The organism is Faecalibacterium sp. OF03-6AC (assembly GCF_003478175.1).
GTDB lineage: Bacteria > Bacillota > Clostridia > Oscillospirales > Ruminococcaceae > Faecalibacterium > Faecalibacterium taiwanense.
Genome location: NZ_QUEN01000004.1, coordinates 214,962 through 230,421, shown reverse-complemented (window position 1 = coordinate 230,421; position 15,460 = coordinate 214,962). Strand labels below are relative to the sequence as shown.

Here is a 15,460-nt window from a genome sequence, read left to right as displayed (position 1 = left end):
TCTATAGAAAGAAGCAAGTTTTAATATTGTAAGCATCCTCGCCCTCTCCGTCATCGCTGCGCGATGCCACCTTGTTCCCCTTCTGGCACTTCGTGCCACCTCCCCCGGCCGGGGGAAAATGGCGAAGCCAAAAGGGGGAATAAGCTGTCGAACGAAGTGAGACTGAGAGGGCAAGCCCGTTTCTCTCAGAACAAACTCTGCTGCCCGTTGTCCTCGGGCGCAGCGGCCTCCGGCGCTTTCAGGCCCAGATGTTCATAGGCCAGCCGCGTTGCGCAGCGGCCCCGGGGCGTCCGGGTCAGAAAGCCCATCTGCATCAGATACGGCTCACACAGGTCTTCCAGCGTGACGGATTCCTCGCCGAGGGCCGCCGCCAGCGTTTCCAGACCCACCGGGCCGCCGTTGTACATTTCAATGATCGCACGCAGCATACTGCGGTCCAGTTCGTCCAGACCCAGTGCGTCCACGTCCATCCGCTTGAGGCCCATCAGGGCCACATCCCGGTCAATGATGCCGTCGCCCAGCACAGTGGCAAAGTCGCGGATGCGCTTCAAAAAGCGGTTTGCCACGCGGGGCGTGCCGCGGCTGCGCTTGGCCAGCTCGTAAGCGCCTTCCGGCGTGATGGGCTGGTCGAGGATGCCTGCCGAGCGCTGGATGATCTTGCTCAGTTCATCCGGGCTGTACAGCTCCAGCTTGAGCAGCACGCCAAAGCGGTCGCGCAGGGGGCCGGTGATCTGGCCTGCACGGGTGGTGGCACCCACCAGCGTGAACCGCGGCAGGTTGATGCGGATGCTCTGGGCGCTGGGGCCTTTGCCGATCATGATATCCAGCGCATAGTCTTCCAGCGCCGGATACAGCACCTCTTCCACCTGACGGGACAGGCGGTGGATCTCGTCGATGAACAGTACATCGCCCTCCTGCAGATTGGTGAGCAGGGCGGCAAGGTCGCCGGGCTTTTCAATGGCCGGGCCGCTGGTGATGCGGATCTGCACCCCCATCTCGTTGGCGATGATGCCTGCCAGCGTGGTCTTGCCCAGACCCGGCGGGCCGTAGAGCAGGATGTGATCCATGGGCTCCCCGCGCCGCTTGGCGGCTTCCAGATAGATCTTCAGGTTCTGCTTGACCTTTTCCTGCCCGATGTAGTCTTCCAGATGCTGCGGGCGGAGGTTGTTTTCCTCGCTGTCCGCCGCCGTCATGCCGGGCTGCATCATTTTTGCGCCGTACAGCGCAGTTTCGTCCTGCATTCTTTACCTCCTGCCTGCCATGCTGCGCAAGGCCAGTTTGATGATCTCTTCCACGGGCAATGCCGCGTCGATCTTGGAAACGGCAAGCGCTGCTTCGCTCTGGCTGTACCCCAGCGACACCAGCGCCGCAATGGCCTGACTGCTGCCCTGAGAAGCCTGTGTGTCGGCAAAAGCACCTGCCACATCCTCCAGCGAGATGCCGTCCACAAAGCCCTTGGCGACCTTATCCTTCAGCTCCAGCACGATGCGCTGTGCAAGCTTCGGCCCCACGCCGGAAGCCGCCTTGAACGCCTTGTGGTCCCCCGCCGAGATCGCCAGTGCCACGCGGTCCGGCTCCATCACGCTCAGGATGGCAAGGCCCACCTTAGGCCCCACGCCGGACACGGCGGTCAGCATCTCAAAGCAGGCCTGCTGCTCCTCAGTGGCAAACCCGTAGAGGCTCACATCGTTCTCGGTGACGCTCATCACGGTATAAATGGTGGCTTCCTTGCCCACGCCGGGCAAGGCCCCGGCCACGCTGGCCGGGCACTGGGCATAGTAGCCTACACCGCCGCAGCTGAGCACCACTGCGTTCATGTTTTTTTTGACGATTTTTCCTGTCAGACAGTAGATCATTTAAAACCCTCTCCGTTTCTGTGTCGGCCAATTTTCCTCTGTTCAGCTCGCCCTTCGGGAGAACTCCGGTGCCGCGCCGCTGCAGGCGGACGGAACCGGTGAGAGGGTCAGATCGGCCCGGCCACACGGCGGACAAAGCGGTTGAGCTGGTTGCCGTTGGTGTGGCAGAAGGTGATGGCCATTGCCAGCGCATCGGCGGTATCGTCCGGCTTTGGCACGGCGGGCAGATGCAGCAGCACGCGGGTCATCTCCTGCACCTGCTTTTTCACGGCCTTGCCGTAACCGGTAACAGCCTGCTTTACCTGCATGGGGGTGTACTCGTAGATGGGCAGGCCTGCCTGCGCTGCCGCCAGCAGGATCACGCCGCGGGCTTCTGCCACGCCGATGACCGTGGTCTGATTGTGCTGGTAGAACAGCTTTTCGATGGCAAGCACCTCGGGCCGGGTGCGCTCGATCACCTCTTTGATGCCTGCATACACCTCGTCCAGACGGCGCTCGAACGGCACGCCCGCGTCGGTGCACACCGCACCGAAATCCACCGGCGCAAACCGGTTGCCTGCGTAATCCACCACGCCCCAGCCCACGATGGCGTAGCCGGGGTCGATGCCCAAAACTCTCATGCTGCAAATACCTTCCGATACTATTCCTATTATAACTTTATTATTATATCACAACAAAACAGTGTGAGCAACAGAAAACCTTTCGCATGCCGCCGCCAAATGTGCGCTGGCGCGTAAAAAGGGCAGTCAGCGCCCCTGCCTTTAAAAAAGTTTTACAATTTTTGAAAAAGCACTTGCTTTTTGGCAGAAGGTATGGTAATATAATCAAGCTGATTTCGGCAAAACAGAATATGGACGGTTAGCTCAGCTGGTAGAGCATCTGCTTGACGTGCAGGAGGTCACAGGTTCGAGTCCTGTACCGTCCACCACGAGTCCCCAGACCAAAAGGTCTGGGGACTTTTTTCGTGGTGGACGGTACAGGACTCGAACAGGGCGGCGGCGCATAGCGCCGTAAGCAAAGCCACAGTGCGGCTTTGCTTAGCCCTCGGTTCCCAACGGCTAGGAATGTCTACCAAGAAAGATGTCGCCCGACCATTCGGTCTGAGAATGTGGTGAGCGGTACAGAACTCGAACAGCAATAAACAAAGGCAGGGTATCACCGTGGCGCTGTGCCCTGCCTTTTGTTTTGCATCCCCCTATATTGTGCGTTTCGGGTCAATCGCTGCGTACGTCCGTACATGGTCGGTACGCACGTACGCAGGAAAAAGGGCAAGTTCTGATATATAACAGTAGTCTTTTATTGTGTAATATGATATACTCACGTCAACATAACAATTGTGAATGAGCGCAATTTCAAATGGACATCAATCGTATTTTAAGTGAACGAGCTATCTAAAAAAGGAGGCATTTGCTATGAAAAAAGCATCGAACATTTGGGTTCGCAGAGGTCTTTTGCTTCACCGTTTGCATGGACAGGAATTAGCATTAGCTCTCCTATTAAAGCAAAAACCGATGTCTGCTCCACAAATTTGCTCGTCCCTTTTGGAAAAAGAAATACGCTTTGACCGCAAGAAGATTGGAAAACTTTTGGCAGACCTTGAATGGTGGGGAGTTGTCTCTAACGATAGTGGTGTATATAGCTGCCAATGCGCTGTGCTGGATAACTGTCAAGAGCGCTATAACGAGAGCCAGTTGATCGATTTGATTGGGTTGACTCAAAACACTGTGAACGGCCAATCTTTTTATAGTTCTATGCCTCCGATGAGCGTCAGTTCTCGTGGACCCAGTGGTGCATAATCATGTAATTTCCAAATAGTAAGAAGCAGGGTTTGTGGCTCCGCACGCCCCAACAAGACCGCGTTTGCGAAGCAACGAACGCCCCAGCGGGGCGTTTGAGTGGCAGCCCGGTCTTGCGCCGGAAAATTATAAAAACCCGGAACCTTCTCAGGGCCAAAATGGCTCAAAAAGGGTTCCGGGTTTCTGATTTTTGCGCTATCTCTTTGTGCAAATTGCTATCGCATTTTTATTTTGCAACAGTCCCTCTTTTTTATTTCCGGAGATTTTATTTTCGGGTATAGGCTTCCATGCCATGCTCGGCGGGGTCGTAATATTCCATCAGGGTGATGTAGTTTTCCGGGTAGTGGCAGAATGCCGCACGCAGAACGCTGTCTGCCGGGCTGTTCACGCTCATCAGGCTGAGGATGTAGTACACCAGCAGCTTCAGCACATCGCTCTCCACCTCGTAGCACAGACCCACCGCCAGCACCGGCACCACCACCTGCTGCGCCCGCAGCGGCACGATGGCCCCCACCTGCTCCAGAATGGGTCTGCTCATGGCCGAAGCCGTCATCACGCAGCGCAGCACCTTCGTCCACGACATTTTGCGGATGTTCTCCATGCTGCGCAGCCGTTCCGTCACAGCTTCATCGTCCAGGATCACGCCCTCGGCTGCCTCTTTCTCCGAGAGGGTAAAGGCACACTGCAGCATATCCATAAAGGCAGCTTCATATTTTTCGTGGTAATTTGCAGCGCTTTTGCAGAACGCCAGAGCCGCCGCGACCACCGAATCCACATCTTCCTTTGTGGCCAGCTGGTCGAACCGCAGCGGCACGCCGCCCATCCGGCTCTCGATGATGCTCAGATCATCCAGCTCGTTCTGGTACGCCGTGGAGGGCAGAAAGCGGTCGTTTCCGTTGCGGTGGTAGCCCCACTCTTCCGGCATCACGCGGGCCACGATGTCGCCGCTGGAAATGATGTTGAAGATATTGCTTACATCCCAATCCGTTTTCAGTCCGCCGTCTGCAGTGTGGTCGTTGTCGTAGTCCGCCTGCAGATCCGGGCGGTCCGCTGCCGTCAGTGCCGCCGGTGCGGCAAAGGTGTAAACAAAGGTATTTTCCTGCGCGATCTGCGGCAGCTGCTGCCGGATGCGCGCCGCCGTCAGGTTTGCCACAGCCGCGCCGCGGCTGTAGCCGCCCAGCCAGAGCTTGATGGTGCCCAGCGTTCCCGCTGCAGCCTCGGCTTTTTTCAGGTAGTCCTGCAGATCCTCAAAAAAATGCTCTGCTGCTGTCACAAAGCCATAGTGCCCGCCGCCTTCGCCCACATGCAGGTTGCTGGCCCACTCGGCACCATAGCCGACACCGCGCAGCATGGCAGCAATAATGGTGGTGCGCTGGCCATCCTGTACCAGTGTTTTCTGCGCAAAAGCACAGCCCGCAGTATCCACCGGGGTGTTCAGACTGCACTGGTAGCCCACATAGACCGCATTGGCAAAGCCAAGCTTCTGGTAGGCATCCGCAATGCTGTCCTCACGGCCCGCTTCCCCCTCCACCCAGTAAAGCGCATCGCTCTGGTAGGTGCTGCCGCTTGCCGCCACAAGGCCCAGCGTTGCCAGTGCCAGCCTGTGGCTGTACTGCAGCGCCGTGTTCTCAAAAAAGGCATCTGTATAATAAAAATCGTGGGAGAGATCTGTTTCGCTGTGGTCGCTGCGGAAGGCAAAGGAGTAGTAATCCTCCGGCACCGCGCTGCCCACCACAGCCTGTGCGGCCTGCGGCAGCAAAGCCTCTGCCGCCGCGTGCGGGGCCAGCACGCCTGCCACGGCAGCTGCTGCCGCCTTGCAAAAGGCACGTCGTTTTATGGTCTTCATCTTTCTGCTCCAATCAAGGCTTCTGCATAAAACCAGTCTGTTTTTCTAAGTATAGCGGATTTTGCACGCTGATACAATCGCTCTTTTTTAATAAAAAACAGCCCATGCTCCACACACAGACTGTTTTATGGTATAGTATAAAGGGGTCTGGCTCACCTCAGCTCGATCTGTCTGCAGTAGTCCACGATGTGGTGGAACATCTGTTCCACTGCCGGGGCCATTGCGGCGGGGCGCTGCACAGCCAGGCCCACCACACGGTCTTCCTCTGGCTCGATGGGATAGATCTTGATCGCAGCCTTGCAGTCGCGCAGCAGCATCTGCGGCATGATGGAAATGCCCAGACCTGCTTCCACCATGGCGATGTTGGACTGGTCGTCGATGACATGGCAGCGGCGCTCGGTGCCGATCTTATATTTTTTCAGGAACTGGCGCATTTCAGCATCGGTGGCATCGCACTGCACAACGAAGCTTTGGCCGTTCATCAGGGCGGGAGTCATCACGCCGTTTTCCGGTTCGGGCCAGTCCTGCGGCACGATGCACAGCAGCGGCTCGCGGAACAGCTCGGTGAGGTTGAACTCTTCACGGCAGGTAGAGGAAAGGAACGCGATATCCACCTGACCGGTTCGCAGCCATTCCTTCACATCGTCGTAGGTGCCCTGATACACCTCGATCTCGATCTGCGGGTAGTGGGTCATAAAGCTTTTGAGCAGGCCCGGCAGCAGCGAAGCACACACCGAGTTGAATACGCCCAGCTTCACCTTGCCCTTTTCCAGGCCGTTCAGGCGGGCGATGCTCTGCTTGAGGGCCTCGTCGCTGTTGAGCACATCGCGAATAGAGGGGTACAGGGATGCGCCGTAGCTGGTCATGGATACGCCGTTCTTGCCGCGGTTGAACAGAGCAAATCCCAGCTCCTCCTCCATTACGGCAATGGCGTGACTGATGGCCGATGGGGTCAGGTGCAGCTGCTGTGCCGCCTTGTTGAAGCTGCCCTGCCGGGCCACGGCATCAAAGATCTCGTAGGAAAAAAGCGTCATGCCCAAAGCCTCCTTCCGTTTTTACTGGTTCGGAGACGCCCGATTCTCTGTGAATCTTTTTCATCTTTCATTTGAGATAGTTCAATTATCTTCTTGATTGTACTATCCCGCGCCTTCTCTGTCAAGCATTTTTGCCCGATTTATGCGCCTTTCCAGCGTATTTTGTCAAAGATGACGCAGGAGCCTGCCAGCCTGCGCCGTATCATTAAAAAAGCACAAAAAGTAGATTTTTTATCAAGTGAGGGATTCCTTATGACCAAGACTGCCAAAGCCCCTGTCCGCTGTGGACTCAGCGGCACAGCGCTCAAATACATCGCCTGCATCACCATGCTCATTGATCACATCGGCGCTTCCTGCATCGAAACCGGTATCCTGCTGCCGGCCCTCGCCGCCGGTGCTGCCAGCTGCGGCGGCATCCCGGTCAGCACCCTGCTGGCTGCAGACCGTGTGCTGCGGTATATCGGGCGGCTGGCCTTTCCCATCTTCTGCTTTCTGGCCGTGGAGGGCTTTCTGCACACCCACGATGTAAAAAAATACGTCCGGCGGCTTCTGCTGTTCGGGCTTGTCAGCGAGGTGCCTTTTGACCTTGCCTTTTTCCGCACACCGTTCGCCCCGCAGCACCAGAATGTTTACTGGACGCTGGCGCTGGGCGTGCTGGCTATGGCAGGGCTCAAGCGCTTTGAAAAGGAAATCGGCCTGCCCGGCTGGCAGGGGCTTGTGTGGGCGGGCGGCTGCGCCGCGCTGGCGCTGGCTGCCAACACCGACTACCACGCCATCGGCGTGCTCATCATCTGCACCCTGTACCTGACCCGCGCAGACCGCAAGCGGCAGTGCCTTGCAGGTGCGCTGCTATTTTTGTTCGAGCTGACCGCGCCGCTGGCCTTTGTGCTGGTCTGGTTCTACAACGGGCAGCGCGGCGCGTGCAGTCCGCTGCAGAAAAAAGCCTTTTACTGGTTCTACCCGGTGCACCTGCTGGTGCTAGCAGGTATCACGAACCTTATGCTATAACAGCAGAAAGCCCGCCGTCCAAAGACAGCGGGCTTTTTTACAGCTTCTCACATCGGGAACATAACGCCCGTCAGCAGCAGCATGGCAGGCACTGTGACCAGCATACACACGGTGGAGTGGGCCACCGCCTGACTGGCAAGGGTCGCCTCGGTGCCGGTCTGCTTGGCCAGCACAGCGGCAAGGCTGCCGGCCGGGCAGCATGCAATGATGGAAAGGCCGGTGCGCAGCACATTGTCCAGCGGCAGCAGCCACAGCAGCAGCATGAACAGCAGCGGGAACAGGATGCCGCGCAGCAGGGTGACCCGGTACAGGAAACCGGTGTGCAGCAGCGCACGGATGTCGCTGTCTGCCAGCAGCACACCTACGATCATAAGGGCCAGCGGGGTGGTGCAGCCGCCCACCGCACTGCAGAACTGCTGCACCGGTGCGGGCAGCCGCCAGCCGGTGGCCAGCAGCACCAGCATAGCCACTGTGGCAATGTTGGTGGGGGTGATGAAGGTCTTGAGCCGGATCTTCTCGCCGGGGCGGAACAGGCACACCACATAGGTAAAGAACCATACATTATAAGAGGCCATGGCCATGCCTGCAAACACAGTGCCGCGCGCGGTGCCCAGCAGGGCGCTGCACAGCGGCAGGCCGATGAAGCCGCAGTTGGGCATAGCCGCCGTGCCCACCAGCACCGCATACTTGCCCGGCGTGTCGTGGTGCAGCCAACTGCTCAACCGGCACAGGCCGGTGGTCACCACAAACAGTGCCAGCAGCAGCACGAACAGCACCCCTGCCTGAGTGAGCAGCTCCGGCTCACCGTCCACGGCTGCACCAGCCAGCATGGTACAGGGCAGCAGAAGCTTCATGATAAAATCCGACAAAAACTTGCTGTCACGATCCTTGATAATGCCGCTGCGTGCACCTACATAGCCCAGCAGCACTTCCAGAAAGATCACCGTAATCTGACCCGCCAAAACGCCAAACGCCATTGGTTCCTCCTTTTTGTTCCGCAAGCCGCATTTTTCCTTTACAAAGGAAAAAGCCCATTGATTTCAACGAATCAACGAGCTTTTTCTTGGCGGAGTAGGAGGGATTTGAACCCTCGCGCCGTTGTTTAGACGACCTACGCCCTTAGCAGGGGCGCCTCTTCGACCTCTTGAGTACTACTCCAGAGCAAAGTGTGTTACACTTATTCAATAAAAAATGGCGGAGAGAGTGGGATTCGAACCCACGGTACGTTGCCGTACGGCAGTTTTCAAGACTGCTTCCTTAAACCACTCGGACATCTCTCCTTGTGGACATCCGCCTTACGCCGTGTCGAATGCCTATTTAATTTACCAGATTTGCACGCCGGTGTCAAGCCTTTGGCGCAATTTTTTTCTTTCAGCCCTTAAAAACAAAATTTACCACAACCTTTTTGGGTCTCGGCCTGTTTCAGGTCTTTACAAGTACACCTTTTTGTTGTATAATAAACACAAGAAAATTTCCTCGCGGTGTAAAGGAGAAATATACCATGTCGTTTTCAGAACTTTTGAAGCAGTGCCGCAAAAAGCAGGGCATCAGCCAGGCTGAGCTGGCTTCCAAACTGGGCGTGACACAGCAGGCTGTCGGCAAATGGGAAAGCGGCAAGTCCTCTCCCGATCCGTCTACCGTGGCCCGCATTGCCGAGCTTTTGAACACCACAGCAGATTATCTGCTGGGCCTGTACCGCCCGGTAAGCAATGTTTCCGCCCCGGAAGAGCGGTTCTTTGGCAGCTATTCTGAAAGCCTGATCCCGGTGATCGGCACGGTAAAGGCCGGTTACGGCGCCCTCGCCTTTGAGGAGGACTACGGTCAGGAGTATGCCCGTGTGAAGGACCCCTCCAACTATTTTTATCTGGTGGTGCGCGGCGACAGCATGGAGCCCCGCATTCAGGACGGCGACCTTGCCCTTGTGCACAAGCAGGACACACTGGAAAACGGCGACCTTGGCGTGCTGATCTACGGCGATGAGGGCGAGGGCACCTTGAAACGCTATATCCAGCGCGGCAACTGCGTGGTGCTGCAGCCCTTCAACCCGGCCTACAGCGAAATGGTCATCAAGGGCGAGGACCTGAACCATCTGCACATCGCCGGCCGCGTGGTGGAGACTAAGGCAAAATGGTAATTTTATAAGGGAAGCGGGCTCGCCCTCTCCGTCACTGCTGATGCAGTGCCACCTCTCCCAAAGGGAGAGGCTTTGGCAGTACAGCAAAGTTTCTGGTTTTGCCAAGGGCTCTCCCTTTGGGAGAGCTGTCGAACAAAGTGAGACTGAGAGGGCGAGGACGCTAACCGTGAAGCCATAAAAGCCATCTGCATTTTGCGCATGGCTTTATTTTTTGACCCTTTTTCCCACTTTGGAGGTGTATTCTGCATGGAACAGACCCTGATGGACAAGCTTACCATTCTGGCCGACAGCGCCAAATATGATGTTGCCTGCACCTCCAGCGGCGCATCCCGCACCGCGCGGGCAGGCATTCTTGGCAGCTGCTATGCGCCGGGCTGCTGCCACGCCTTTACCGCCGACGGCCGCTGTGTAAGCCTTTTAAAGGTGCTCATGACCAACTGCTGTGCCTTCGACTGCAGCTATTGCGTCAACCGCAAGTCCAACGATATCCCCCGCGCCACCTTCACGCCCCGGGAGCTGGCCGAGCTGACGGTGGAGTTTTACCGCCGCAACTACATTGAAGGGTTGTTCCTTTCCAGCGCGGTGCTGGGCACGCCGGACTACACCACCGAACGGATGCTGGCCGCCCTGCGGCTGCTGCGGGACGAATACCGCTTTGGGGGCTACATCCACGCCAAGGCCATCCCCGGCACAAGCCCGGAACTGCTGCAGCAGCTGGGATATCTGGCCGACCGCCTGAGCGTGAATGTGGAGCTGCCCAGTGAGCAGAGCCTGAACCTGCTGGCCCCGGACAAAGGGCGGCACTCCATTTTCCGGCCCATGAAGCAGATCGCAGTTTCCGGCGCGCAGAGCAAACAGGAGCTGACCGTCTACCGCCATGCGCCAAAGTTTGCACCCGCCGGGCAGAGCACCCAGATGATCGTGGGCGCTTCGCCGGAGACGGACTACCACATTTTAAAGCTCACTGAGGGCATGTACCAGAAGTACAGTCTGAAACGGGTGTTCTACTCCGCCTACATCCCGGTAGCCGAGGACACCCGCCTGCCTGCGCTGGACACCAAACCCCCGCTTTTGCGGGAGCACCGGCTGTATCAGGCTGACTGGCTGCTGCGGTTTTACCAGTTCAAGGCAGACGAAATTCTGGATGAAGCCAACCAGAGCTTCAATCCCTACCTCGACCCAAAATGCAACTGGGCCGTGCAGCACTACGGGCTTTTTCCGGTAGATGTGAACCGCGCGCCCTTTGAAATGCTGCTGCGTGTGCCGGGCATCGGCCCCAAAAGCGCCCGGCGCATCTGGCACGCGCGCAAGCTTTCCAGCCTTGGGCTGGACGAGCTGAAGCGCATGGGCGTGGTGCTCAAGCGGGCACAGTATTTCATCACCTGCAAGGGTTTTGCGGGTGCGCACCCGGGCCGCGGCACCGCCGGGCGGGAGCGCATCACGCAGGCGCTCATCGACCCCAACGTGTTCGGCGGCAGCTGCGAACAGCTCAGTCTGTTCACGCCGCCTGCGGTGGACGATCTGATCACGCAGGGCGTGGCACCGCGCGCAGCCATGCGCATGGTGCGGGAGGAGGCGGTGCAATGTCTGGCGAAGGCGCTGTAAATGTTCAAGTTCAGAAAGCCCGCAGGCTCCACGATGCGGATGTGGTGTACCTCTACGACAGCAGCTTTGAAGGCTTTCTGTGCTGCGTGTTCGAGAGCTTTGCCCAGCACGAGATTCCCTTTGCGGTGTGGACGCCCCAGCGGGAAACTTCCACCCTGTACCCGGTCAAGGACATCCCCACCGACCACGCCAAGGCTCAGCGGGTGTTTGCCAGCTTTGGCAGAAAGCTTGGCCCCGAGACAGAGTATCTCGTCAGCCGGGATTTCCTCTCCGGGCGGGAGGACAAAGAGCTGCTGCTCATCCGCTTTCTGCATCTGGCCTTCGCCCTCGGCCCCGGCACCGTGAAGCACACCGGCCACCCGGACGTGGCCCCGCTGTATGAGATGAAGAAAAGCCTTGACTGGGAAGTGGACAAGTTTCAGGGCTTCGTCCGCTTCGAGGAGCACGACGGGATGCTGGGCGCCGTCATCCACCCCAAAAACTACATCCTGCCGCTGCTGCGGCCCCACTTTTGCGGGCGCTTCCCGGAAGAGAACTTTATGATCTACGATGCGGTGCATCAGGCTGTGCTGCTGCAGGAGGACCACAAGGCCCGGCTGCTGGAGCTGGCCGCGCCGCTGAAGCTGCCACCGCCCAGCGAGCGGGAGCAGCAGTTTCAGGCATTGTGGAAGCAGTTCTACCAGACGCTGGAGATCAAGGCCCGTCACAACGAAAAATGCCGCATGACCCACTGCCCCAAGCGCTTTTGGGCCGATATGGTGGAGATGAAAGATGAATTTTAACAAAAACGTTGCATCTGCGGCGTTGCAACCCCCAAAACCTATGGTATACTATAAGAGATATCCGGCAGGCCTTCTGCCGAACACTCCCGCACTGCTGCGGGGCAACACAAAAGGAGTATTGTAGCGTTATGGTTCGCATTACTATGGAAGACGGCGGCATCATCGATATCGAGCTGAACGAAGAAGCCGCTCCTATCACCTGTGAGAATTTCAAGAAGCTGGTCAGCGAGGGCTTTTACAACGGCCTGACCTTCCACCGCGTGATCCCCGGCTTTATGATCCAGGGCGGCTGCCCGCTGGGCAACGGCACCGGCGGCCCCGGCTGGAACATCAAGGGCGAGTTTGCTGCAAACGGCGTGAACAATCCGCTCAAGCACACCCGCGGCGTGATCAGCATGGCACGCGCCATGAACCCCAACAGCGCAGGCAGCCAGTTCTTCATCATGCATCAGGATGCACCTCATCTGGACGGCCAGTACGCTGCCTTTGGCAAGGTGGTTGCAGGCATGGATGTTGTGGATAAGATCGCAGCTGTCCGCACCGACTGGAACGATAAGCCCACCACCCCGGTCAAGATGAAGACTGTGGAGCTCATTGAGGGCTGATCCTCCTCAAAAATCCACCTTGCTTCTCTTGACTTTTGCGCGTAGCTGCATATAATAGAGCTAGGCAATGTGACGAAGCCTGAACGTGGATGCCACGCAAAAAACAAAGCCCCCCGGTACTAGCACTACCGAGGGGCTCTTTTTAGTGCTTACTGCCCTTGCCGATCAAACTGTCAAGCCACTTGCACAGATAGTAGGCTACTACTTGTGCTCCGACAGTCTGAATGAATGTGACGAATCCATTCATGGGTGCCACCTCCTTTCCGCGCTTGGGGGACATGGAGAAGGGCCGCAGAGACAGTATAGCACAAAAAGCGACAGCGTGCAATTTTGACACACTGTCGCTTTTCTTTTATTTATATTTACGATGCTGCCGTTTTTTAGCAGCCTTCTTTTTCGGCCAGCTTGCGGCCCATGAGCACGCCCATGACCGAAGCCATCATCAGGCCGCGGGTCCAGCCGGAGGAGTCGCCCAGACAGTGCAGGCCCTTGATGTTGGTGTCAAGGTTCTCGTCCATCTTCACCTTGTTGGAGTAGAACTTCAGCTCCGGGCTGTACAGCAGGGTCTCGTTGGCGGCAAAGCCGGGCACCACCATATCCAGCATCTTGATGAACTCAATGATGTTGGTCATGGCGCGGTAGGGCATGGCAGCGGTAATGTCGCCTGCCACGGCATCCTTCAGGGTGGGCTTCACGTTGGACTGGGCCAGCTCCTTCTGCCAGGTGCGCTTGCCGTCCAGGATGTCGCCGTAGCGCTGCACCATGATGTGGCCTGCGCCCAGCATGTTGGTCAGCTCGCCCACCTTCTGGGCGTAGGCGATGGGCTGGTTGAAGGGCTCGGTAAAGTTATGGGAGACCAGAATCGCAAGGTTGGTGTTCTCGCTCTTTTTCTCCTTGAAGCTGTGGCCGTTGACCACGGCAAGGTCGTTGTCGTAGTTCTCCTGTGCCACAAAGCCGCCGGGGTTCTGGCAGAAGGTGCGCACCTTGTTCTTCCAGGGCTTGGGGTAGCCGATGAGCTTGGACTCATACAGCACCTTGTTCACCTTTTCCATGACCTCGTTGCGGCACTCCACGCGCACACCGATGTCCACGGTGCCGGGCTTGTGGGCAATGTGGTGCTCGGCGCAGATCTTTTCCAGCCAGTCTGCACCGCGGCGGCCGGTGCCAATGACCACGGTATCCGCATACACAGGCCGGACCTGATCGCCGTCCTTCAGCAGCACGCCCTTGCACTCCTCGTTCTCAAGAATGATGTTCTCGCACTCGGTATTGAACAGCATCTCCACGCCGTTGTCGGCCAGATAGTTCTGGATGGCCAGATACAGCTGCTGCGCCTTCTCTGTGCCTAGATGGCGGATCGGGCAGTCCACCAGCTTCAGGCCGGCATGGATGGCGTTCTTTCGGATCTCCTTGATCTCCTCGCCGGTGTAGATGCCCTCCACATGGGGGTCTGCGCCGAACTCAAGATAGATCTTGTCGGTGTAGTCGATAAGCTCCTGTGCAAACTCCTCTCCGATCAGGGTGGGCAGGTCGCCGCCCACCTCATAGGAGAGGCTCAGCTTGCCATCCGAGAAGGCACCTGCACCGGAAAAGCCGGTGGTGATGGCGCAGGTGGGGCGGCAGTTGACGCAGTGGCCCACTTCGGCTTTGGGGCAGTGGCGCTTTTCCACGGGCTTGCCCTTTTCCACCAGCAGCATCTTCTTTTTGCTGCCGTGGCGCAGCAGCTCTACAGCGGTAAAAATGCCAGCCGGACCGGCACCGACAATGATCAGATCATACTTTTCCATTTTCTCTTTTATCCTTTATATGATTTTTATTTGCTCAAGCTTGGCTCAAGCTTGCATGATAAGACTGACGGCCTCGCCCTCTCCGTCACGGCTTACGCCGTTCCACACTCCCCCTTTTGTCGCTACGCGACATCTTCCCCCGGCGCGGGGGAAGTCTTTCCTCAAAGGGAGAGGCCTTGGCAAAGAGATGAACCTTGCGTGGACTGCCAAGGGCTCCCACTTTGGGGGAGCTGGCGAGCAGAGCGAGACTGAGAGGGCAAGCCCGTTAATCTTTCTCGTTCTCCTGTTCCACAGTGGCGCTCTCGTCCACCTCATCCAGTTCCACGGCGCTGGCCTCGGCATCGGTGCGGGTCACATCCGGGGCGACTACGCCGTCACCGTTCAGGTCTTCACCGGTCAGGGACTCCAGCATGGACTGGGTCTCCGGGTGCAGTTTGGCAAAACGGCGCACGGCCAGCACCGTGTACAGGGCGCTGAGCAGGTTGATGGAACCCTCCACGATCAGGATGATGCCAATGGCCATGACCAGCGTTTCCATGGTGCCGAAGGGGTTCAGGATCATGATAACGCCCAGCACCACGCTGAGCACCGGCAGCAGCAGAAAGCTCTTCCAGCTGGAATAGCCGCAGCGGCGCAGGTCCAGTGCGTTCTGCACACGACTGATGCTGTCAAAGATCACGAACAGGCCGAACACGATGGGCAGGATACTCACCACGATGTCGCTGCGCAGGATCAGGAACGCACCCAATGCCAGACAGATGATGCCGGAGATCAGGGTGAGCTGGCTCTGGAACACACCGCGTTCCACCACAAAATAGCGGATGAGCTGCACCGCCGCGCAGGCCAGCACCACAGCGCCCAGCGCATAGCACACGATGTTCAGGGCCGTGGTGGGCTTCATGAGCAGAAAAACGCCCAGACCCAGATACAGCGCACTCATGAGCACCAGATTCCATTTGAGCTTTTTTACCATAGAGATCACGTTCCTTTCCTTTGCAGGGACAGTT

General features: G+C 57.8%; 14 protein-coding genes and 3 tRNA genes. 7 read left to right on the top strand and 10 right to left on the bottom strand.

The genetic code is table 11. The features are described 5' to 3' along the window. Nucleotides 1-185: 185 nt before the first annotated feature. From ruvB to ruvC, 3 genes are all read right to left on the bottom strand, one after another. Nucleotides 186-1,241 (bottom strand): Holliday junction branch migration DNA helicase RuvB, encoded by a 1,056-nt coding sequence (ruvB, locus tag DXA66_RS06720; protein ID WP_005943473.1) that lies wholly within the window; start codon nt 1,239-1,241, stop codon nt 186-188. Between the two features lie 3 nt (nt 1,242-1,244). Continuing rightward, nucleotides 1,245-1,856, bottom strand: coding sequence for a Holliday junction branch migration protein RuvA (gene ruvA, locus DXA66_RS06715; RefSeq protein WP_097776958.1), 612 nt, complete (start codon nt 1,854-1,856; stop codon nt 1,245-1,247). Nucleotides 1,857-1,963: 107 nt separating this feature from the next. Beyond that, on the bottom strand, nt 1,964-2,476 hold the full coding sequence (gene ruvC / locus DXA66_RS06710; RefSeq protein WP_005943476.1) for a crossover junction endodeoxyribonuclease RuvC: 513 nt from the start codon (nt 2,474-2,476) through the stop codon (nt 1,964-1,966). A 232-nt stretch (nt 2,477-2,708) separates the two neighbouring features. Here ruvC and DXA66_RS06705 point away from each other — a divergent pair. After that, nucleotides 2,709-2,784, top strand: a tRNA-Val gene (locus DXA66_RS06705). A 484-nt stretch (nt 2,785-3,268) separates the two neighbouring features. Beyond that, complete coding sequence (locus tag DXA66_RS06700; RefSeq protein WP_097776957.1) at nt 3,269-3,652, top strand: hypothetical protein; 384 nt, start codon at nt 3,269-3,271, stop codon at nt 3,650-3,652. Between the two features lie 265 nt (nt 3,653-3,917). Here the strand turns inward: DXA66_RS06700 and DXA66_RS06695 are convergent, their stop codons facing one another. Beyond that, nucleotides 3,918-5,498 carry a lipase gene (locus DXA66_RS06695; protein ID WP_118527721.1) on the bottom strand — a complete coding sequence of 527 codons (1,581 nt, stop codon included), beginning with the start codon at nt 5,496-5,498 and terminating at the stop codon, nt 3,918-3,920. A gap of 152 nt (nt 5,499-5,650) precedes the next feature. Next, complete coding sequence (locus DXA66_RS06690; RefSeq protein ID WP_005943485.1) at nt 5,651-6,532, bottom strand: LysR family transcriptional regulator; 882 nt, start codon at nt 6,530-6,532, stop codon at nt 5,651-5,653. Between the two features lie 252 nt (nt 6,533-6,784). Between DXA66_RS06690 and DXA66_RS06685 the strand changes: the two genes are divergently transcribed. After that, nucleotides 6,785-7,540, top strand: coding sequence for a TraX family protein (locus DXA66_RS06685; protein ID WP_118527719.1), 756 nt, complete (start codon nt 6,785-6,787; stop codon nt 7,538-7,540). 47 nt (nt 7,541-7,587) lie between these two features. On the opposite strand, the gene DXA66_RS06680 is transcribed toward DXA66_RS06685, so the two are convergent. The 3 genes from DXA66_RS06680 to DXA66_RS06670 all read right to left on the bottom strand — a co-directional run bounded on the left by DXA66_RS06680 (nt 7,588) and on the right by DXA66_RS06670 (nt 8,820). After that, nucleotides 7,588-8,517: an AEC family transporter gene (locus tag DXA66_RS06680; RefSeq protein ID WP_097774648.1), complete on the bottom strand. Its 930-nt coding sequence runs from the start codon at nt 8,515-8,517 to the stop codon at nt 7,588-7,590. Between the two features lie 87 nt (nt 8,518-8,604). Beyond that, nucleotides 8,605-8,698 (bottom strand) — tRNA-Ser (locus DXA66_RS06675). Nucleotides 8,699-8,732: 34 nt separating this feature from the next. Next, nucleotides 8,733-8,820 (bottom strand) — tRNA-Ser (locus DXA66_RS06670). A gap of 221 nt (nt 8,821-9,041) precedes the next feature. On the opposite strand from DXA66_RS06670, the gene DXA66_RS06665 reads away from it, so the two are divergent. The 4 genes from DXA66_RS06665 to DXA66_RS06650 all read left to right on the top strand — a co-directional run bounded on the left by DXA66_RS06665 (nt 9,042) and on the right by DXA66_RS06650 (nt 12,666). Next, complete coding sequence (locus tag DXA66_RS06665) at nt 9,042-9,674, top strand: LexA family transcriptional regulator (RefSeq protein ID WP_005943491.1); 633 nt, start codon at nt 9,042-9,044, stop codon at nt 9,672-9,674. Between the two features lie 246 nt (nt 9,675-9,920). Beyond that, nucleotides 9,921-11,279: a putative DNA modification/repair radical SAM protein gene (locus DXA66_RS06660; protein WP_118527717.1), complete on the top strand. Its 1,359-nt coding sequence runs from the start codon at nt 9,921-9,923 to the stop codon at nt 11,277-11,279. Further along, nucleotides 11,258-12,061, top strand: a complete 804-nt coding sequence (locus tag DXA66_RS06655) for a TIGR03915 family putative DNA repair protein (protein WP_118527715.1) — start codon at nt 11,258-11,260, stop codon at nt 12,059-12,061. The genes DXA66_RS06660 and DXA66_RS06655 overlap by 22 nt, the downstream gene beginning before the upstream one ends. 128 nt (nt 12,062-12,189) lie before the next feature. Then, on the top strand, nt 12,190-12,666 hold the full coding sequence (locus DXA66_RS06650) for a peptidylprolyl isomerase (RefSeq protein ID WP_005943496.1): 477 nt from the start codon (nt 12,190-12,192) through the stop codon (nt 12,664-12,666). 380 nt (nt 12,667-13,046) lie between these two features. Here DXA66_RS06650 and DXA66_RS06645 read toward each other — a convergent pair whose 3' ends face one another. Then, entirely contained in the window at nt 13,047-14,453 is a 1,407-nt protein-coding gene (locus tag DXA66_RS06645; protein WP_118527713.1) for an NAD(P)/FAD-dependent oxidoreductase, read from the bottom strand. A gap of 265 nt (nt 14,454-14,718) precedes the next feature. Then, the gene (locus DXA66_RS06640) at nt 14,719-15,426 is read right to left on the bottom strand and encodes an HdeD family acid-resistance protein (protein WP_005943498.1); all 708 of its coding nucleotides are present in this window, start codon (nt 15,424-15,426) and stop codon (nt 14,719-14,721) included. Nucleotides 15,427-15,460: the final 34 nt, after the last annotated feature.